Raw genomic sequence first — 18,361 nt, forward strand, 5'->3', positions numbered from 1 at the left:
GGTACACCTGCCCTCCCGCGCGGGGAGGGCCACGGTGCCGACGCCCCCTGCCTCGCACGCGACCCGGGTGTCATCCGCCGGAGAGGCGTCGACGGGACCGTACGGCGACGAAGCGGACCGGTGTGCCGGGGCGCGCCTGCGCGGCGGCCGGGAGGTCGGCGGGGCGGACGACCGCGACCACCGGGTAGCCCCCGGTGGTCGGATGGTCGGCGAGGAAGACCACCGGCGTGCCGTCGGGCGGCACCTGGACCGCGCCCAGCACCATGCCCTCGCTGGGGAGTTCGTCCCGGCGGGCCCGTTCCAGGGCCGGTCCGGTCGTGCGCAGTCCGATGCGGTTGCTCGCCGGCGACACGTGGTACGCGCGGGACGTGAGGAGCCGTACGGCGGCCGGGGTGAACCAGTCGTCGCGCGGGCCCGGCGTCACCCGCAGCACGAGCTCGTCGGGGGGCGCCGGCTGCGGGGCGACGTCCACGCGCGCGTGGGGCTCCCCGGGCGTTCCCAGGGGGAGTACGGCACCGTCCGTGAGGGGCGCCGGGCCGAGACCGGAGAGCAGGTCCGTGGAGCGGCTGCCCAGCACCGGCTCGACGGCGATCCCGCCGGAGACGGCCACGTAGGCGCGTACGCCGGAGACCGCCGCGCCGACGTCCAGCACGGACCCGGCACGCACGCGCACCGGCGCTCCCCAGGCGGCCGGCCGGCCGTCCACGGCGACCGGGCAGGGAGCCCCGGTGACCGCCACGGTGACCGTCGAACGGGGCCGCAGGGAGCAGCCGTCGAGGGTCGTCTCCAGGACGGCCGCGTCCGGCGGGTTGCCGGCCAGCCGGTTGGCGAGCGCCGCCGCGGGCCCGTCCAGCGCCCCGGAACGGGGGACGCCGAGATGGGCGTGTCCAGGACGGCCCCGGTCCTGCACGGTGGTGAGGGCTCCCGCGCGGACGACGGCGAGCGCACGGTCCGTCATGCCGCGGACCCCGTCACCGGGACGAAACGCACCCGCGTGCCGGGGGAGAGCAGCGCCGCCGGCACGCGCGCGTGGTCCCACAGCACGAGGTCGGTCGTACCGATCAGCTGCCAGCCGCCCGGCGAGGACCGCGGGTACACGCCCGTGTAGGGACCCGCCAGCGCCACCGAGCCGGCCGGGACAGCGGTGCGCGGAGTGGCCCGGCGGGGCACGTCGTAGCGGGCCGGCAGACCGGTGAGGTAGCCGAAGCCGGGCGCGAACCCGCAGAAGGCGACGCGGAACTCGGTGCCCGCGTGGACGCGGGCCACCTCCCGCGCGGGGACACCCCAGTGCGCGGCGACGTCCGCGAGGTCAGGGCCGTCGTAGCGCACCGGGATCTCGACCGTCTCCCGCGCGTGCGGGGGCACGGGCGGGAGACGGAGGGCGGTCAGTTCGGCGGCCAGCCGGGCCGGATCGGACAGGCCGTCGAGCAGCACCGTGCGCGCCGCCGGGACGATCTCACCGGCCGGCAACGAGCCCTCCGCGCGGCGCCGCAGCAGCTCCGCGTGGAGCGCCTGGGCCTCGTCGCCCGAGGAGACCTCGACGAGCAGCGCGTCCTCGCCGACGGGCAGCACCCTCATACGAAGGCCTCCACCCGCACCCCGGACGCCTCCAGCGCGTCACGCACCCGTCGCGCCAGGTCCACCGCGCCGGGCGTGTCACCGTGCAGGCACAGGGAGCGCGCCCGCACCTCGATACGCCGTCCCGAGTGCGCGTCGACCTCCCCGTGGCGGGCCAGGTCCACCGAACGAGCCACCACCGACTCCGGGTCGGTGACCACGGCGCCCTCCTGACCACGTGGCACCAGCGTGCCCCCGTCGGTGTACGCCCGGTCGGCGAACGCCTCCGTGACCACCGGCAGCCCCGCCTTCCGGGCCAGTTCCAGCAGCCGGGAGCCGGGCAGGCCGAGCACGGGCAGCGTGGCGTCCGCCAGGAGCACCCCGTCGACGACCGCGCCGGCCTGCTCCTCGTCGCGCACCACCCGGTTGTACAGCGCCCCGTGCGGTTTGACGTACGCCACGCGGGCGCCCGCCGCGCGGGCGAACACCTCCAGGGCGCCGATCTGGTAGGCGACCTCGGCCGCCAGTTCGGCGGGCGGCACGTCCATCGCGCGCCGCCCGAACCCGGCCAGGTCCCGGTAGGAGACCTGGGCGCCGATCCGCACCCCCCGCCCGGCCGCGAGCTCGCACACCCGGCGCATGGTGACCGCGTCCCCGGCGTGGAAACCGCACGCCACGTTGGCGCTGGTCACCACGGACAGCAGCCGCTCGTCGTCGGTGAGCCGCCAGCGGCCGAACCCCTCGCCGAGGTCGGCGTTCAGATCGATCGACGTCATGGGTCCTTCGTTTCTCCTGCCTCGTGCCGCACAGGCCGGTCAGGCCACGCGGAACTGCTCGTCGCGGGCGTCGCTGAGGAACATCTGCCCCGGTGCGTGCGTGATGGCGAACGGCGGACGGGAGGCCATGACCGCGGCCTGCGGGGTCACCCCGCAGGCCCAGAACACCGGGATGTCGTCCGGCTCGAAGTCCACCGGCTCGCCGAAGTCCGGCCGGCCGAGGTCGTCGATGCCCAGCCCGGAGGGGGCACCGCAGTGCACGGGACCGCCGTGCACCGCCGGCAGCAGACTGCTCTCCCGGATCGCCGCGGAGAGGTGCTCCGGCGGCACCGGCCGCATGGACACCACCATCGGCCCGCGCAGCCGACCCGCCGGACGGCACTGCCAACTCGTCACGTACATGGGAACGTTGCGGCCCTGCTCAACGTGCCGGACCGGAACACCCGCCGCCGCCAGCGCCCACTCGAACGTGAAGCTGCAGCCGATCAGGAACGACACCAGATCACCGCGCCAGTACGCCCGCGCGTCCGTCGGCTCGTCCACCAACTCGCCGTGCTCCCACACGCGGTAGCGCGGCAGATCGGTGCGCAGGTCCGCGTCCGGGGCGAGGACGGTGGCCGTGGAACCGGCGTCGGTGACGTCCAGGACCGGACAGGGCTTGGGGTTGCGCTGGCAGAACAGCAGCATGTCGTACGCCCAGTCGGCGGGCACCGAGATCAGATTGGCCTGCGTGTGCCCCGCGGCCACACCGGCCGTGGGACCCGCCAGCCCCTCCCGGAAGCGGGCGCGCGCCGTGCGCGGGCTCCACGCGCGCGCGTGCTCGTCGGCCAGGGTCACAGGGTGGTCGTCCACCACGGTCGGCGTACGGTCGTCGGTGTGGTTCACTCCAGTTCCTTCCCGCGCGTCTCCGGCAGCCCCAGCAGCGCCAGCGCCGCGATGCCGTAACCGATCGCGCCGAAGACCAGCGCCCCGCCCACGCCCCAGCCGTCGGCGAGGAAGCCGACCGTCGTGGGGAAGACGGCGCCCACGGCGCGTCCGGTGTTGTACGTGAAGCCCTGTCCCGTACCGCGCACCGCCGTCGGGTACAGCTCGCTCAGATAGGAGCCGAAGCCGCTGAAGATCGCCGACATGCAGAACCCGAGCGGGAAACCGAGCACGAGGATCACGGTGTTGGCGCCGTTCGGGATGTTCGTGTACGCCAGGATGCAGATCGCGGACAGCAGCGCGAACAGCCAGATGTTGCGCCGGCGGCCCAGCCGGTCGGTGAGGTAGCCGCCGGTCAGGTAGCCGATGAAGGCACCCGAGATCAGGAACGTCAGATAGCCGCCGGTGCCGACGACCGACAGGTCGCGCTCGGTCTTCAGATAGGTCGGCACCCAGGTGGCGAGGGTGTAGTAGCCGCCCTGGACGCCGGTGGAGAGCAGCACGGCGAAGAGCGTGGTGCGCAGCAGGCCCGGTGCTCCCGGCCGGCCCGGCCGGAAGATCGTCGCGAAGGAGCCCTTCCGGGCGCTCGTCTCCCGCGCGGCGGCCGCCTCGGGAGCGTCCTGCACGCTGCGGCGCACCCAGACCACGAGCAGCGCCGGCAGCGCACCGGTCCAGAACATCACGCGCCAGGCGAGGTCGTCGCCGGCCAGCGAGAAGACGACCGTGTACACGATCACGGCCAGCGCCCAGCCGACGGCCCAGGAGCTCTGGACCGCGCCGAGGGTGCGGCCCCGGTGCTTGGCGCTCGCGTACTCGGCGACCAGGATCGCGCCGACCGCCCACTCACCGCCGAAGCCGAGACCCTGCAGCGCGCGGAACACCAGCAGCGTCTCGTAGTCGGTCGCGAAGCCGCAGGCCACCGTGAACACCGCGTACGTGATCACGGTCAGCAGCAGTGCCCTGACCCGGCCGATGCGGTCCGCCAGCACACCGGCGAGGGCGCCGCCGACCGCGGACACCACCAGGGTGACGGTCGTGAGCAGACCGGTCTGGCCGCTGTTCAGACCGAAGTACGCCGACAGCGCGACCATCGTGAGCGGCAGCGTGAAGTAGTCGTACGAGTCCAGGGCATAGCCGCCGAACGCGCCGCCGAAGGCGCGCCGGCCGCGCGGCCCCAGTGCGCGCAGCCAGCCGAACGCCCCGTCTCCGGCGGCGTGTTCGGGCGGTACGGGGCGTGGGGTGTCGGTCAGGGCCCGCGGTGGAGGGGGCGTGCTCATGGGCACCTCGCAGAGAAGAGGACGGAGGGTGCGGGAAGGGGTGAGCCGTGCCACTGCCCAGCAAGGTAGAGGATCGTTGAACGATCCTTCAATACCTATGTTGTCTCGTACTTCCTCGTGCGATTGAATTCCGGCATGGCAGAGCAGATGGGCGGACTGGCCGACGATCGTGCCCTGTTGGGCCGTACCAGCACCGCCGAGCGGGTCGCGGACATTCTCAGGAGCCGTATCGCCGAGGGCTACTTCCCGCCCGGTACGCGGCTGTCGGAGGACAGCATCGGCGGTGCGCTCGGCGTCTCCCGCAACACGCTGCGCGAGGCGTTCCGGCTGCTCACGCACGAACGGCTGCTCGTCCACGAGCTGAACCGGGGCGTGTTCGTCCGGGTGCTGACCGTCGAGGACGTCGAGGACATCTACCGCACCCGCCGCCTCGTCGAGTGCGCCGTCGTGCGCGGGCTGGGCGACCCGCCCTACGCGCTCGACGCGCTCACCGAGGTGGTGGAGCAGGGGCGTACGGCGGCGCGCGAAGGTGACTGGAACGGCGTGGGTACGGCCAACATCCACTTCCACCGGGAACTGGTGGCCCTCGCCGCCAGTGAGCGCACGGACGAGCTGATGCGCAGCGTCTTCGCCGAGCTGCGGCTCGCCTTCCACGTCGTGGACGAACCCCGGCGACTGCACGAACCGTATATCGCCCGTAATATCGGTATTCTTCAGGCGCTTCAGGACGGGGACCGCGACAAGGCCGAGGCGCTGCTGGCGGCCTACCTCGAGGTCTCGCTGGAACGGGTCGTCGAGGTGTACCGGCGGCGCGTCGGCGAGGACGGACAGGACGGCCGGCCGACAGTGTGACGACCGTCGCGCCGGGGCGCAACACGGTCGTTTGGGTCGTTGTCAGACCGAGGACCTAGTCTGTGCACCGTGACTTCGCCTGCATCGACGGACAGCGTTCCGCCCCAGCTCAGCGCGGGGCCGCGGCCCGCGCCGGGCCCGGCCGCCGACGAAGGGCTGGCGCGGCGGCTGCGCGCGCTCGCGTGCACCGCGCCGCTGCACGACCTCGACGCGCGCAAGGCCAACCTCGCCGGCGAGTACTCGGTGTACGGCATGGCGGAGATCGCCCTCGCGGCCATCGACCTCGTCACCCTGAACATGGACTTCGACACGGGCGCGGACCACGACCAGATAGTCGCCCGGATCGTCCCGCGCATCGCCGCCCAGGCTCCGCGCCGACCCGCCGCCGAGCACGAGCGGGTGGCCCGCTGGGTCCTGGAGAACCTGATCAACGTCGGCAGCGTCGACCGCGGCTTCCGCGCGGTGTACGGCATGTTCGGGGCGGACGGCACCTATGTGCGCCGCGACTACGACTTCAAGCTGATCGAGGAGGTCCCCGGCCCCGGCGGCACGGTGTACCTGAGGACCACCGACGAGGCGGTCAACGTCCTGGTCGGCGCCCTGGACACCGATGTCACCAGCGCGCAGATCGCCGCCGAGGTCAAGCTGGAGGTGCTGATCAGCAGGGGCAGGCTCGCCGACGCACAGCTCGCCGCCGAGCAGGCCCGCTACCGGACCGTGCAGTACTCCGAGACCCTGCGCCGGGCCCTGGACGCCACCCGCCGCAACGTCCGCGCGGTGGACTGGCTGAGCGCCGTGCCCGACATGATCGCCGAGGCCCTCGACCACGTGGCGGACCGCTACCGCCACGAGAACGCGATCCTCACCAACATCCGCAAGGCGCGCGACGAGTCCGAGGACCCCGAGCACAAGCGCCGGGCGGCCGAGCTGGTGGACATCGTCAAGGACTGCATCCGGCGCCACACCCAGCTGCAGTCACGGCTGCTGGAGGCCGGCCCGCTGTTCCGCGCCGAACAGGACCGGCAGGCCTTCGCCACCCCCACGTCGGTCTCGGGCACCGACCTCTATGGCCACCTCCTCGCGCCCCTGCTGCCGCTGCCCGTGGAGCGGGCGGCCCGGGTCACCGACGCCTTCTTCGCCCACGGCACCGGACTGCGCACCCCGGTCTCCGTCCGGGTCGCCGACCTCGTCGAGATCCTGCTGACACCGCCCGTGGAGCGCGAACACCTCGGTGCCGAGATGCCCGAGCCCGACCTGATCGCCACGCCCGACGACAGCCGCTTCAGCGAGGAGCAGCTGGCGGCCGCCACGGAGCTGCTGGACCTGCCGGCCGACGCACCGCGCCGGCTGTCCGGACTGCTCGCCGACGCCCGCCGCCAGGACCCCGAACTGCCTTACCTGGTCGCCCTGCTGGCCATCCACGCCGCCAGCCCCCCGGTCGGCACCGCCTACCGCCAGGGCGAACCGAAACTGCTGTTCGCCGTGGACGACGGAACCGAACTCGACGACCCCGAGTTCGGCGGCGCCGACCTCATCGTCGGCACGGCCCTGCTGGACGCGGCGGGGATGGCCGCGGACCGGTCGGAGGCGGCATGACGGAGCAAGCAGTCCGTACCGAGCTGTCCCAGAGCAAGGAGTCCCGACCGTGACCGAGCACGTCGAGTGGAGTGAGCCGGAGGCCGTGGCCGCACCGGCGAGCGCCGCCGTCACACCCGCCGACGCCGCCGACGCCGCACGGCTCGTCGCCTTCGGCCTCCAGCCCAAACTCCAGCCCGCCCGCGACCAGGAGTACGCCGACCTGCTGCGCCGCTACCGCGAGGACCCGCCGTTCGCGCGGCTCGCCGACGCCGTGGCCACCGGCCTCGGACTGATCGTGCTTGAAGTGTCCCCGCGCGCCGGCATGGCCGTCACCGCCGCCGAGGACTCCGTCTTCGCCGTCCGCATGGGCGACTACGCGCGCCGCACCTCCGCCGACGGCGGCGACCGGTTCCTGCACGGGCTCGCCCACCTCGCCGTCGCCGCCATGGCCTTCCCACGCCCCGAGGACCTCGCCGACGACGGCTACATCGGGCGCGTCACGGTCAACGGCGTCGACTCCTTCGTCCGCCAGGCCTGCCACCGCCTGGAGGAGCGGGCCGCGGAGCAGGGCGAGAACACCGACCCGGCCAGCGACGCCCCCGGCCTGGAGGCCGCGTGGCGGATCTGGGCCAGACGCAGCTCGACCGGCGCCACCAAGGACGCGCGCCGCCTCGCGGGATCGACCACCGGCATCGTCGCCAAGGCCGTCGGCTTCCTCACCGACTCCGGCTTCCTGCAGCGCACCGGCGACGACAACGGCGGCACGTACCGCACCACGGCCCGCTACCAGCTCCAGGTCCGCGACATGGCGGGCAGCGCCGCCATGGCCGAGCTGCTGGAGCTGGGCGTCGTCCCGGTCACCGACGGCACGCCCACCCTGCTGCCGCCCGAGGACGGCGACGCCCTGGAACTGGTCGCCGACGCCGGCCTGCCGTTCCACTCCGCCTGAACCCCCGTCTCACGAAGCCTCACGAGAGTCCGCCATGTACGAGCTGTCCCGGGTCCGCCTCTACTCCATCGGGCCGGCCGGTGCGCGCTACGCCGACACCGTGCTCGACCTGCGCGGTGTCGGCGGGCCCGTGCCGGACCCCGCGCCGACGCAGGCGGAGTTCTTCCAGGAGGAGCCCGTCGGCCCGCCGCGCCGGCCGGCGCCCGCCGGGGTGCTCTTCCTGGAGAACGGCGGCGGCAAGTCGGTCCTGCTGAAGCTGATCTTCTCCGTGATGCTCCCGGGCCACCGCAACACCCTCGGCGGCGCCAGCTCCGGTGTGCTGCGCAAGTTCCTGCTCGCCGACGACTGCGGCCATGTGGCACTGGAATGGCAGCACGTGCAGACCGGCGAGTGCGTCGTCGTCGGCAAGGCCAGTGAGTGGCGGGGCCGCCAGGTCTCCAACGACCCGAGGAAGTTCGCCGAGGCCTGGTACTCCTTCCGGCCCGGCCCCGGTCTCAGCCTGGACAACCTCCCCGTCGCCGAGTCCACGGCCGTACGGCCGCCCGTCGAGGGCCAGTCGGGCGCGCGGGGACGGCGCCGCACCATGAAGGGCTTCCGGGACGCCCTCACGGAGGCCGGCAAGAACTACCCGCACCTGGAGGTGCACTGGGAGGAGATCCACGAGCGCTGGACCGAACACCTCGGCGAGCTGGGACTCGACCCCGAACTCTTCCGCTACCAGCGGGAGATGAACGCCGACGAGGGTGAGGCAGCCGGTCTCTTCGCGGTCAAGAAGGACTCCGACTTCACCGATCTGCTGCTGCGCGCCGTCACCGACACCCGGGACACCGACGGACTCGCCGACCTGGTCGGCGGCTTCGGCAACAAACTGGGCCGGCGCGCCGAACTGATCGCCGAACGCGACTTCACCGCCGGATCCGTCGACCTGCTCGGCCGGATCGTCGAGGCCGCCGAGGCCCGCACCCGCGCGCGGGAGATCTACACCGCCGCCGAGCGCCGCACCCGCACCCTGGCCCGCAGGCTCTCCGCGCGCGGCGCCCGGGAACGCGTCCGCGCGGCCGACCTGGCGCAGCGGGTCACCGCCGCCGCGTACGCCGTCACCCACGCCGAGTCGGCACGCGAGCACAGCGCGCTGATCTCCGCCGAACTCGCCTATCGGCACGCCTCCCTGGCGCTCGCCGCCGCCGAGAAGTCCGCCGCCGCCCAGAAACGCGAACTCGCCGACGCGCGCACCCTGTACTCGGCCTGGCAGGCCGCAGAGGCCGTGCTGCGCCACCGCGCCGCCGCCGACCGTGTCGCCAGGGTGTCCGCCGCCATCCAGGAGGCCGAGCGGGACGCGGCCCCCGCGCTGGCCGCGCGCGCCAAGGCCGCCGTCGACCTCGTCCGCGCCCTGCACGCGGCCGCGCGGAACGCCGAGAACCTCGCCAACGAGGAGGAGGAGCGCTCCGCCGCCCTCCAGGAGGTCAGCGACGGCGCCTACCGCGACTCCACCGCCGCCGCCACCGAGGCACAGCGGGCCCGCAGCGAGGTCGGGCACCTGCGGCAGCGGCTCACCGAGGTCGAGCAGGAGACCGCCGAGGCCGTGCGGGCCGGCTGGCTCGACGACAGCGCCCCCGACGCCGACCCCGCCAGGGCCGCGCTCGCGGCCAGCGACGCCGAGAAGACGGCGGTCGCCGCCTGGGACACCGCCCGCGAGGCGGCCCGCCGGGCCACCGAGCACGCGCGCGAGGCGGCCGCCGCCGAGAGCCGCGCGGAACTCACCGCGGCCCGCGCGGCGGACGCGGCCACGGCGGCCGAGCGCGCCCACGAGGGCGAGCGCCGCACGGCCGAGGACCTCGCCGCAGAGCAACGACTGGCGGAACTGCTGAGCCTGCCGGGAGCCACCGGCAGGCAGCGGGCCGGTGTACCGGACCGGCGCACGGACGCCGACCGCGCGGCGGGTGATCCCGGCACCGGGTCCTCCCAGGGCGAGGGCGCCCTGACCGCCGAGGAACTCGACCGCTTCGCCGACGAGCTGCGCGAACTGCTCGACGACGCCGTCTCCTCCGCCGAGCGGCAGCTGTTCGACCTGCGGACCGCCGCCGCGGACGACGCCCGCATCCTCGGCGCCCTCGGCGACGGCGGGCTGCTGCCGCCCGGCCCGGACGTGCTGGCCACGGTCGAGTTCCTCGGCGAACACGGCATCCCGGCCCTCCCGGGATGGCGCTACCTCGCCCAGGCCGTCGCCCCCGCCGACCACGCGCGCGTGCTGGCCGCCCGCCCCGAACTCGTCGACGGCGTCGTCATCACCGACCCCGACTCCCACCTCCGCGCCCGCGAGGCACTGAGCGACGCCGCCCTGCTGCCCCGGTCCGCCGTCGCCGTCGGCACCGCCGCCGCCCTGCTCGCCCCCACCCCCGCGCCGGACACGGACACCGGGGACGTCTTCCTCGTACCGCCGAACCCGGCCATGCACGACGAGCACGCCGCCGACGAGGAACGGCAGACCCTGCGTGCCCGGGCCACCGAGCGGGACGAGGAGATCCGCGCGCTCGCCGCCCGGCTCGGCAAGGACCGGGAGCTGGCCGCGCGGCTCGCCTCCTGGCGCACCGGCTGCCCCGCCGGGCGGCTCACGGAGCTGGCCGCCACGGCCCACGAGGCACGGGCGTTCGCCGAGGAGTCCGAGGCCGAGCTGGCCGAGGCACGCACCGCGAGGGCGGAGGCCGAGGAGGCCGCCGCCGAGGCCGTCGGCGTCCGTGACGAGCGGCAGGAAGCCGCGCAGAAGGCCCGGCGCGCGGCCGACGCCCTCGCCGGACTCGCCTTCCGGCTGCGCGAACGGGCCGGCTGGCAGGTCAAGCTGCGGGAACTCGCCGACGACGCGACCGAGGCGGAGGCCCGCGCCCAGACCTGCCTGGAAAGGGCGCGCGCCGCCGACGAGGACCGGCGCGGCGCCCAGCGGGCCGCCGACGACGCCCGGCGCACCGCCCGCGCGCTGCGCGCCGAGCGCTCCGAGATCGCGGGCGCCCCCGACGACGTGCCCGAGGACGGCACCGGAGCGCCGCAGGCGTCCCTGCCCGCCCTGCGCGAGGCCTACCGCGCCGCGTCCCAGGTGTACGAGAAGGTCGGCGTCGGCGCCGACCTGCGCGCCGAACAGGCCCGCGCGGAGAGCGACGAGAGCGCCGCCCGCGCCGAACTGGACCGGCTCAGCAACAAGGTCCGCACCCGCGCCGAGCAGTTGCTCCAGTCGCCCGACGGCTCCGACGGACCCAGCCGGCAGGCCGCCGCCGCCCGCGCCGAGGAGCTGGTGCAGCTCCTGGAGACCCGCATGTCCAGCGCGAGCGAGCAGCTCGGACGACTGCGCGGCGAGACCGAACGGCTCGCGCCCGAGGACGGCGAGGCGCACACCGAACTCCCCGAGGAACTGGTACCGCGCGACGCCGAGCACGCGCAGGCCCTCCTGCGCACCGCCACCACCGAACTCGCCTCCCGCAGCGAGGCCCTGAGCCGGGCACGGGAGGCCCACGCCGAACTGCTCGACGCGCACCGCGCCGCCGAGGACGCGGCCGGCGGCTTCGACGAGATCGCCGCCATGCTCCGCGATCTGCTGCGCGAGCACGCGGGCGAGGAGGAGCAGGAGCAGCCCGAGCCCTATCCGGGCGGCCTGGAGGACGCCCGGCAGTCCGCCGCCGAAGCCCGCCGCTCCCTGCGCGGCTGCGCCGCGGACCTGTCCGCCGCCGAGTCCGCCGTGCGCGAGGCGAGCGACGTCCTCGTCCGGCACGCCAACTCCACGCGCTACGAGCAGGTCCGCACCCCCGCGCGCCAGCAGATCCGCGAACTGCCCGCCTCCGCGCTGCCCGAGCACGCCCAGAAGTGGGCGGACGCCTTCGCCCCCCGGCTGCGGGTCCTCACCGACGAGCTGGAGCAGCTGGAGCGCAACCGCGACTCGATCGTGGACCGGCTGCGGGGCCTGGTCGAGTCCGCCCTCGCCACCCTCCGCTCCGCCCAGCGGCTGTCCCGGCTGCCGGAAGGGCTCGGCGAGTGGTCCGGACAGGAGTTCCTGCGCATCCGCTTCGAGGAACCCGACCAGGCCACCCTCACCGAGCGGCTCGGCGAGGTCGTCGACGAGGCGACCCGGGCGGCCGTGAAGAAGAACTCCGACCTGCGGCGCGACGGCATGTCCCTGCTGCTGCGTGGGGTAGCCGCCGCCCTCCAGCCCAAGGGCGTCGCCGTCGAGATCCTCAAGCCCGACGCGGTACTGCGCGCCGAACGCGTACCCGTCGGCCAGATGGGCGACGTGTTCTCCGGCGGCCAGCTGCTCACCGCGGCCATCGCCCTGTACTGCACGATGGCCGCGCTGCGCTCCAACGACCGCGGCCGGGACAAGCACCGCCACGCCGGCACGCTGTTCCTGGACAACCCCATCGGCCGCGCCAACGCCACCTACCTCCTGGAACTCCAGCGCGCGGTCTCCGACGCGCTCGGCGTCCAGCTCCTGTACACCACCGGTCTGTTCGACACCACGGCGCTCGCGGAGTTCCCGCTGGTCATCCGACTGCGGAACGACGCCGACCTGCGGGCCGGCCTGAAGTACATCAGCGTGGAGGAACACCTCCGGCCGGGGCTCCCGCAGCAGGACCCGGCCGAGGAGGCGCACAGCGAGATCACGGCGACCCGCATGTTCAAGCGGCCCGCGGCGGCGAGCGGCTGATCAGGCGGCACCCCGGACGAGGCTCAGAAGCCGTAGCCCATGCGCCGGGACAGCTCGGCCGCCGCCGTCGCCGTCCGGCTGCCCAACTCGAGCAGCCGGTCCGCACGCAGCCGGTACACCGGCCCGGAGACACTGATCGCCGCCATCACCGTGCCGTCGTGCGAGCGGACCGGTGCCGCGACGGCCGCGAGTCCCAGCTCCAGCTCCTCCAGCGTGGCGCCGTACCCCCGCTCGACCACCGTCTCCAGCTCACCGCGCAGCTCCGACGCCGCGACGATCGTCCGCTCCGTGAACCGGCGCAGCGGGCGCGCGAGATGGCTCTCACGAGCGGCGGGTGGCAGGTGGGCCAGGAACACCTTGCCGCCGGCGGTGGCGTGGAGCGGGGTGCGCCTGCCGAGCCAGTTCTGCGCGGTGACCGACGCCGTGCCCCGGGCCTGCATGATGTTGACGGCGGCGTCGTCGTCCAGCACCGCTATGTTCACCGTCTCGCCCAGCTCGTCGGCGAGCTCCCGGCAGACCGGGACGCCCTCCTGCGAGATGTCCAGCCGCACGGCGGCCGCCCCCGCGAGGCGCAGCACACCGGCACCCAGGTGGTACTTGCCGCGGTCCTTCGTCTGGGCCACCAGACCGCGGTTCTCCAGGACACCGAGCAGCCGGAAGGCCGTGGATTTGTGCACGTCCAGCTCGCCGGCGATCTCCGTGACACCCGCCTCGCCGTGCCGCGCCAGGATCTCCAGCACGCTCACCGCACGGTCCACCGACTGCACGGCACTCGTCGTGCCCCTCCCGTTCCCCCCGGGCTGTTTCCGCTCGCCGGTCATGGCTCGGCTCTCACCATCTGTCGGTAACCGTCGCGCAGGGCGCCTGCCGGCGCGCCCTGCGCGACTTCAGCGTACCGAGGGCCCGCGTACCGGCGAGCGAGCGGTCTCAGGGGTGTGACAGCTGCCCGGCCCCGCCCCGCCGGCGTATTCGAGCCTGTGTCCGCTGGGCTGCCCGCTGCTGACGGCGGGCGCGGCGCCGCTCGCGCCGCAGGGCCCGCGCGGTGCTGCTGGGCGCGGACACCACGCCGTTGCGCTGATTCCAGACCTGACGGGTCACCCAGACGTCCAGGACTCCCCAAGTCGCCAGGATCGTACTGACGACACTGCTGATGACCATGGGGAACGCCAGCCAGGACTCGGCCAGCGTGCACAGGAAGGCCACCATGGCCTGAATCAGCGTCACCGAGATGACGAGCACCGCCCGCACGGCCGCCGTCCGCACCGGATCCGGCAGCCGGCGCCGCCGGGCCGGCTCCTCGACCCACAGTGGCCGGTAGGAGGCCTTCCCGCTGAAGCCGCCGGGCCCGCCTGTGCTCCCTCCGCTCTCCCGCGCCGCGGCGCCGCGTGCGCCGGCCGGTCCGCGCCCGGACGCGGCTGCACCGGGTCCGGGCGCCCCGGCATCCGACCGCGTCGTCACCTGCGCCGCCGCGCCCTCCTCGGGCGCCTCACGCCGCTCCGCCGTGCCCATCAACGTGTCACTCCCCACCGCCAGCAGACCGCTCACTCGTGTCCGAAGACCCGGTTCTCCAGTGGCTGCCCGGCTTGCGCCGTTCTACGCCGCCCAGGTGCGGGACACGGCTCTTGTGGCCGATTCCGCCCCCATTTCCCACAGAGAAGGACGAACGGCACGACGTGAAGATTCCCGGTCGGGAAAGAAACCGGCCAACCGTCCTCTCCTGTCCCGGAGATCGGCCCCGGGAAGATGCCCCCGGTTCCGGTGGGCAATCTCCCGCAATGCCCGGACAACTCCCCATCTCCCGTCCCCGGTACGGAACTACAGCTTCCGGACGGCTCTTCGAGTTCGCCCCGGCGCGGTAGTAGGCTCGCGCCGTTTGTTGACGCACATGTGTACCCCCGTCCGGTCGGGGGCCGAGCTGGGGGAGGCCATGCGCTTTCGCGGGAAGTCCATCCGCCGGAAGATCGTGGCGCTGCTTCTCGTGCCGCTGTTGTCCCTGACGACGATCTGGGCCTTCACCACGGTGCTCACGGGCCGCGAGGCAAGCCACCTCTTCGACGTGTCGTCGGTGATGGAGGAGGTCGGCTACCCCGTCGAGGACACCGTCCGCGTCCTCCAGCAGGAGCGCCGGCAGACCCTCGTCTATCTCGCCGACCCCCGCGCCTCCGACGGCCTCGCCGCACTCCGGCGCAGTCGCTCCGCCACCGACGACGCGGTCGCCGGCGTCCGCAGAAGCGCGACGGACATCGATGTGCGCGAGGCCATGCACGGGGACTCCGACGAACTGGGCGCGGTACTGGACTCCTTCGAGGGCATCGAGTCCCTGCGCCGCAGTGTCGAGGACGGCACCGTCAACCGCTCCCAGGCCCTCGACCTCTACAACCGGCTGATCGATCCGTGCTACATCCTGCTGGCCAGTCTGCACGTGGTCGACGACGTCGAGCTCGACAAGCAGTACCGCGCCCTGGTCGGTCTGGCCCGCGCCCGCGAACTACTCTCCCGCGAGGACGCCCTGCTCGGCTCCGCCCTGATCGTCGGCGAATTGTCCCGTGCCGAAGTGCGGGAAATCTCCGACCTCGTGGCCCAGCGCACCCTGATGTACGACGCCGGTCTGCCGCAGCTCCCCGCGTCCGAACGCGACCGCTACGAGACCTTCTGGAAGAACGCCGCGTCCGCCCCGCTGCGCGTCGGCGAGGAGGCGGTCGTCTCCTCCGGCGCCGGGGAGCCCCGCGGGATCACGGCCAAGAGCTGGGACATCGCCGCCGGCAATGTGCTCTCCGAACTCGGCACCCTCAACGACCGGGCCGCCGACCGCTACCAGGACCGCGTCCGCCCCGTCGCCATGGGCGTCATCACCCAGGCCGTCATCGCCGGTGTCCTCGGCCTGATCGCCCTCGTGGTCTCCCTCGTCCTCTCCGTGCGCGTGGGCCGCGGACTCGTCCGGGACCTCAGGAAGCTGCGCCTGGAGGCCCATGAGGCGTCCGGTGTGCGGCTGCCCAGCGTGATGCGCCGCCTCTCGGCGGGCGAACAGGTCGACGTCGAGACCGAGGTCCCGCGCCTGGAGTACGACAAGAACGAGATGGGAGAGGTGGGCCAGGCCCTCAACACCCTCCAGCGCGCCGCCGTGGAGGCCGCCGTCAAGCAGGCCGAACTGCGTGCCGGTGTCTCCGAGGTGTTCGTCAACCTCGCCCGCCGCAGCCAGGTCCTGCTGCACAAGCAGCTCACCCTGCTGGACACCATGGAACGCCGGACCGAGGACACCGAGGAACTCGCCGACCTGTTCCGGCTGGACCACCTCACCACCCGCATGCGCCGGCACGCCGAGGGCCTGGTGATCCTCTCCGGCGCCGCGCCCTCCCGGCAGTGGCGCAAGCCCGTCCAGCTCATGGACGTCGTACGCGCCTCCGTCGCCGAGGTCGAGGACTACGAACGCATCGAGGTCCGCCGGCTGCCGAGGGTCGCCGTCACCGGCCCGGCCGTCGCCGACCTCACCCACCTCGTGGCCGAACTGCTGGAGAACGCCACGGTGTTCTCCCCGCCGCACACCGCCGTCCAGGTCCTCGGCGAGCGCGTGGCCAACGGCTTCACTCTGGAGATCCACGACCGCGGGCTCGGCATGACGGCCGACGCCCTCCTGGACGCCAACCTCAGACTCGCCGAGACCCCCGAGTTCGAACTCTCCGACACCGACCGGCTCGGACTGTTCGTGGTCAGCCGCCTCGCCCAGCGCCAGAACGTCCGGGTCTCCCTGCAGCCCTCCCCGTACGGCGGCACCACAGCGGTCGTCTTCATCCCCGACGCGCTGCTGACGGACGACGTCCCGGACACCAACGGCGTCGGGTTCCGCCTCGACCGCCCCCGGCGCTCCACGGACCGCGAACCGGAGGAGAGCCGCCGCGCCGCGCTCTCCCAGGTGCCCGTACAGCTGCCCCGGCTCCCCGCCTCGCTGCTGGACGGGCCGGTCGAACTGGAGGCCCCCGTCGACCTGGACGCGCTCGACGGCTTCCCCGGTGCCCTGGGCGCCGAGGACAGCCGGCGCGGCGGCCTCTTCAGCCCCCGACGCTCCCTCACCGGCACCCAGGAGGAGCGGCCCGGCCGCGAGCACCATCAGCAGACCTCCGACACGCCCGAGGGCACGGACCCGGGTGGGAACGACGGGAGCGCCCCGGTCCCGCTGACCCGCAGGGGAGCACCCAAGCTGGTCAGCTCCCACGGGCGTCCGGTCCGCGACGCACGCGCCCGTGCGGAGCGCACGGACGAGGAGGGCACGCCCGCCGCGTCCACCCGGCCCGACCTGGAAGCGGCGTCTTTGCTGCCCGTCCGCCACCGCGGCGAGGACCCCGCGGGACGCAGAGGTCCCGGCCGCCCGGGTGCGGAGGCACGCTCCCCGCTCCTCGCACGCCGCCGCACCGAACGGCTCTCCTCCGATACCGAGCGCGAACAACCGGACGCGGAGTCACTGCCTCCGCTGCCCGCCCGCCGACGGAGCCCCGACCCCTCCCGCCCCGGGACCGGAACCGGGGACCGGAGCGACACTCCGGCGCCCCCCGGCCCCGTGCGCGACGACCGGCCGGAGCCTCCTGACGGCCTGCCCCAGCGCATCCGCCGCCCCGCCGTCGCGGCGAGCGGCCCCGACGACTCCTCGTCGGCCGCGGACGGCACGGACACCGACGCCGTACGGCCCGACGGCGGATCGCTGCCCCGGCGTGTACGGCAGGCCAGCCTCGCCCCGCAGCTCAAGCGCAGTGCCGAACCTCGGAACGAGGACAGGGCCCGGCCCGTTGAACGGGATGCCGACGAAGTCCGCAGCCGCATGGCCTCGCTCCAGCGCGGCTGGCAGCGCGGCCGCGAGGAGAACGCCGCCGGCGAAGAAGCCGACAGCGGCACAGCACCACGACGAACGAACAAGGGGGACGGTCGATGACCGAACCGAGGGCCACCGGCCACACCACGACCGACAAGGGGGAGCTGAACTGGCTCCTCGACGACCTGGTGGACCGCGTCGCCAGCATCCGCAAGGCGATCGTGCTCTCCGGCGACGGTCTGCCCACGGGCGCGTCGAAGGACCTCACTCGGGAGGACAGCGAGCATCTGGCCGCCGTCGCCTCCGGTTTCCACAGCCTCGCCAAGGGCGTGGGCCGCCACTTCGAGGCAGGCGACGTCCGGCAGACCGTCGTCGAACTCGACGAGGCGTTCCTCTTCGTCACCGCCGCCGGCGACGGCAGTTGCCTCGCCGTCCTCGCGGACGCCGACTCGGACGTCGGACAGGTCGCCTACGAGATGACGCTCCTCGTGAAGCGGGTCGGTGTGCATCTGGGCGCCGCTCCGCGCACCGATCTGCCCTCGGGCGGGTAGTGGGATGACATGAGCGCTGACGGTCAGGGCAGGAGCCACTGGTTCGACGACGAGGCCGGACCGGTCGTCCGTCCGTACGCCATGACGCGGGGCCGCACCACCAGTGCGGCCCAGCACCGCCTCGACCTGATCGCGGTGGTCGTCACGGAGCCGCACGCGGGCGATCCGGAGGACGATCCCACACTCTCCCCGGAGCATGTGGACATCGTCGAACTGTGCCGCGACACCTCGCAGACGGTCGCCGAACTCTCCGCCGAACTCGATCTGCCGATCGGAGTGGTCCGGGTCCTCGTCGGAGACCTCGTGGAATCGGAATGGGTCCATGTGAACCGGCCAGTACCCCCGGCCGAGCTGCCGGACGAGAGTATTCTGCGCGACGTGATCAACGGCCTCCGGGCGCTGTGACCGG

The 18,361-nt window shown here is 73.8% G+C and carries 14 protein-coding genes; 7 read left to right on the forward strand and 7 right to left on the reverse strand.

The features are described 5' to 3' along the window. Positions 1-70: 70 nt before the first annotated feature. Genes ACF1DX_RS22370 through ACF1DX_RS22390 form a run of 5 tightly spaced genes read right to left on the reverse strand, consistent with a single transcriptional unit; the run spans position 71 to position 4,534 of the window. A complete protein-coding gene (locus ACF1DX_RS22370; protein WP_391792878.1) occupies positions 71-958 on the reverse strand; it encodes a biotin-dependent carboxyltransferase family protein in 888 nt (295 codons plus the stop codon). Continuing rightward, complete coding sequence (locus ACF1DX_RS22375; RefSeq protein WP_391792879.1) at positions 955-1,578, reverse strand: allophanate hydrolase subunit 1; 624 nt, start codon at positions 1,576-1,578, stop codon at positions 955-957. The genes ACF1DX_RS22370 and ACF1DX_RS22375 overlap by 4 nt, the downstream gene beginning before the upstream one ends. Continuing rightward, on the reverse strand, positions 1,575-2,333 hold the full coding sequence (locus tag ACF1DX_RS22380; RefSeq protein WP_391792880.1) for a LamB/YcsF family protein: 759 nt from the start codon (positions 2,331-2,333) through the stop codon (positions 1,575-1,577). The genes ACF1DX_RS22375 and ACF1DX_RS22380 overlap by 4 nt, the downstream gene beginning before the upstream one ends. A gap of 39 nt (positions 2,334-2,372) precedes the next feature. Further along, positions 2,373-3,218, reverse strand: a complete 846-nt coding sequence (locus tag ACF1DX_RS22385) for a putative hydro-lyase (RefSeq protein WP_391792881.1) — start codon at positions 3,216-3,218, stop codon at positions 2,373-2,375. Continuing rightward, positions 3,215-4,534 carry an MFS transporter gene (locus tag ACF1DX_RS22390; RefSeq protein ID WP_391792882.1) on the reverse strand — a complete coding sequence of 440 codons (1,320 nt, stop codon included), beginning with the start codon at positions 4,532-4,534 and terminating at the stop codon, positions 3,215-3,217. Before ACF1DX_RS22390 ends, ACF1DX_RS22385 begins: the two co-directional genes overlap by 4 nt. A 135-nt stretch (positions 4,535-4,669) precedes the next feature. Between ACF1DX_RS22390 and ACF1DX_RS22395 the strand changes: the two genes are divergently transcribed. The 4 genes from ACF1DX_RS22395 (at position 4,670) to ACF1DX_RS22410 (ending at position 12,600) form a co-directional block, all read left to right on the forward strand. After that, a complete protein-coding gene (locus tag ACF1DX_RS22395; protein ID WP_391792883.1) occupies positions 4,670-5,386 on the forward strand; it encodes a GntR family transcriptional regulator in 717 nt (238 codons plus the stop codon). Between the two features lie 69 nt (positions 5,387-5,455). Next, positions 5,456-6,982: a hypothetical protein gene (locus ACF1DX_RS22400; RefSeq protein ID WP_391792884.1), complete on the forward strand. Its 1,527-nt coding sequence runs from the start codon at positions 5,456-5,458 to the stop codon at positions 6,980-6,982. A 49-nt stretch (positions 6,983-7,031) separates the two neighbouring features. Beyond that, positions 7,032-7,913 (forward strand): hypothetical protein, encoded by an 882-nt coding sequence (locus ACF1DX_RS22405; protein ID WP_391792885.1) that lies wholly within the window; start codon positions 7,032-7,034, stop codon positions 7,911-7,913. Between the two features lie 34 nt (positions 7,914-7,947). Beyond that, a complete protein-coding gene (locus ACF1DX_RS22410; RefSeq protein WP_391792886.1) occupies positions 7,948-12,600 on the forward strand; it encodes a hypothetical protein in 4,653 nt (1,550 codons plus the stop codon). Positions 12,601-12,623: 23 nt separating this feature from the next. On the opposite strand, the gene ACF1DX_RS22415 is transcribed toward ACF1DX_RS22410, so the two are convergent. Both ACF1DX_RS22415 and ACF1DX_RS22420 read right to left on the reverse strand, forming a co-directional pair. Further along, the gene (locus ACF1DX_RS22415) at positions 12,624-13,421 is read right to left on the reverse strand and encodes an IclR family transcriptional regulator (RefSeq protein ID WP_391792887.1); all 798 of its coding nucleotides are present in this window, start codon (positions 13,419-13,421) and stop codon (positions 12,624-12,626) included. Between the two features lie 106 nt (positions 13,422-13,527). After that, positions 13,528-14,109 carry a hypothetical protein gene (locus ACF1DX_RS22420; protein ID WP_391792888.1) on the reverse strand — a complete coding sequence of 194 codons (582 nt, stop codon included), beginning with the start codon at positions 14,107-14,109 and terminating at the stop codon, positions 13,528-13,530. Positions 14,110-14,527: 418 nt separating this feature from the next. Between ACF1DX_RS22420 and ACF1DX_RS22425 the strand changes: the two genes are divergently transcribed. The 3 genes from ACF1DX_RS22425 to ACF1DX_RS22435 are packed head-to-tail and all read left to right on the forward strand — an operon-like array spanning position 14,528 to position 18,357. Further along, a complete protein-coding gene (locus ACF1DX_RS22425; RefSeq protein ID WP_391792889.1) occupies positions 14,528-17,521 on the forward strand; it encodes a nitrate- and nitrite sensing domain-containing protein in 2,994 nt (997 codons plus the stop codon). Continuing rightward, positions 17,518-17,952 carry a roadblock/LC7 domain-containing protein gene (locus tag ACF1DX_RS22430; RefSeq protein WP_391792890.1) on the forward strand — a complete coding sequence of 145 codons (435 nt, stop codon included), beginning with the start codon at positions 17,518-17,520 and terminating at the stop codon, positions 17,950-17,952. The genes ACF1DX_RS22425 and ACF1DX_RS22430 overlap by 4 nt, the downstream gene beginning before the upstream one ends. Before the next feature lie 9 nt (positions 17,953-17,961). Continuing rightward, positions 17,962-18,357, forward strand: a complete 396-nt coding sequence (locus ACF1DX_RS22435; RefSeq protein ID WP_030867943.1) for a DUF742 domain-containing protein — start codon at positions 17,962-17,964, stop codon at positions 18,355-18,357. Positions 18,358-18,361: the final 4 nt, after the last annotated feature.

The organism is Streptomyces sp. NPDC014676 (genome assembly GCF_043084105.1).
Taxonomy (GTDB): Bacteria; Actinomycetota; Actinomycetes; order Streptomycetales; family Streptomycetaceae; genus Streptomyces.

Excerpts from the sequence above, each read along its gene's own strand:
- ACF1DX_RS22375 (WP_391792879.1), bottom strand. The coding sequence starts at position 1,578 with ATGAGGGTGCTGCCCGTCGGCGAGGACGCGCTGCTCGTCGAGGTCTCC.
- ACF1DX_RS22425 (WP_391792889.1), top strand. The coding sequence starts at position 14,528 with ATGCGCTTTCGCGGGAAGTCCATCCGCCGGAAGATCGTGGCGCTGCTT.
- ACF1DX_RS22430 (WP_391792890.1), top strand. The coding sequence starts at position 17,518 with ATGACCGAACCGAGGGCCACCGGCCACACCACGACCGACAAGGGGGAG.
- ACF1DX_RS22420 (WP_391792888.1), bottom strand. The coding sequence starts at position 14,109 with ATGGGCACGGCGGAGCGGCGTGAGGCGCCCGAGGAGGGCGCGGCGGCG.
- ACF1DX_RS22435 (WP_030867943.1), top strand. The coding sequence starts at position 17,962 with ATGAGCGCTGACGGTCAGGGCAGGAGCCACTGGTTCGACGACGAGGCC.
- ACF1DX_RS22370 (WP_391792878.1), bottom strand. The coding sequence starts at position 958 with ATGACGGACCGTGCGCTCGCCGTCGTCCGCGCGGGAGCCCTCACCACC.
- ACF1DX_RS22410 (WP_391792886.1), top strand. The coding sequence starts at position 7,948 with ATGTACGAGCTGTCCCGGGTCCGCCTCTACTCCATCGGGCCGGCCGGT.
- ACF1DX_RS22415 (WP_391792887.1), bottom strand. The coding sequence starts at position 13,421 with ATGACCGGCGAGCGGAAACAGCCCGGGGGGAACGGGAGGGGCACGACG.
- ACF1DX_RS22380 (WP_391792880.1), bottom strand. The coding sequence starts at position 2,333 with ATGACGTCGATCGATCTGAACGCCGACCTCGGCGAGGGGTTCGGCCGC.
- ACF1DX_RS22395 (WP_391792883.1), top strand. The coding sequence starts at position 4,670 with ATGGCAGAGCAGATGGGCGGACTGGCCGACGATCGTGCCCTGTTGGGC.
- ACF1DX_RS22390 (WP_391792882.1), bottom strand. The coding sequence starts at position 4,534 with ATGAGCACGCCCCCTCCACCGCGGGCCCTGACCGACACCCCACGCCCC.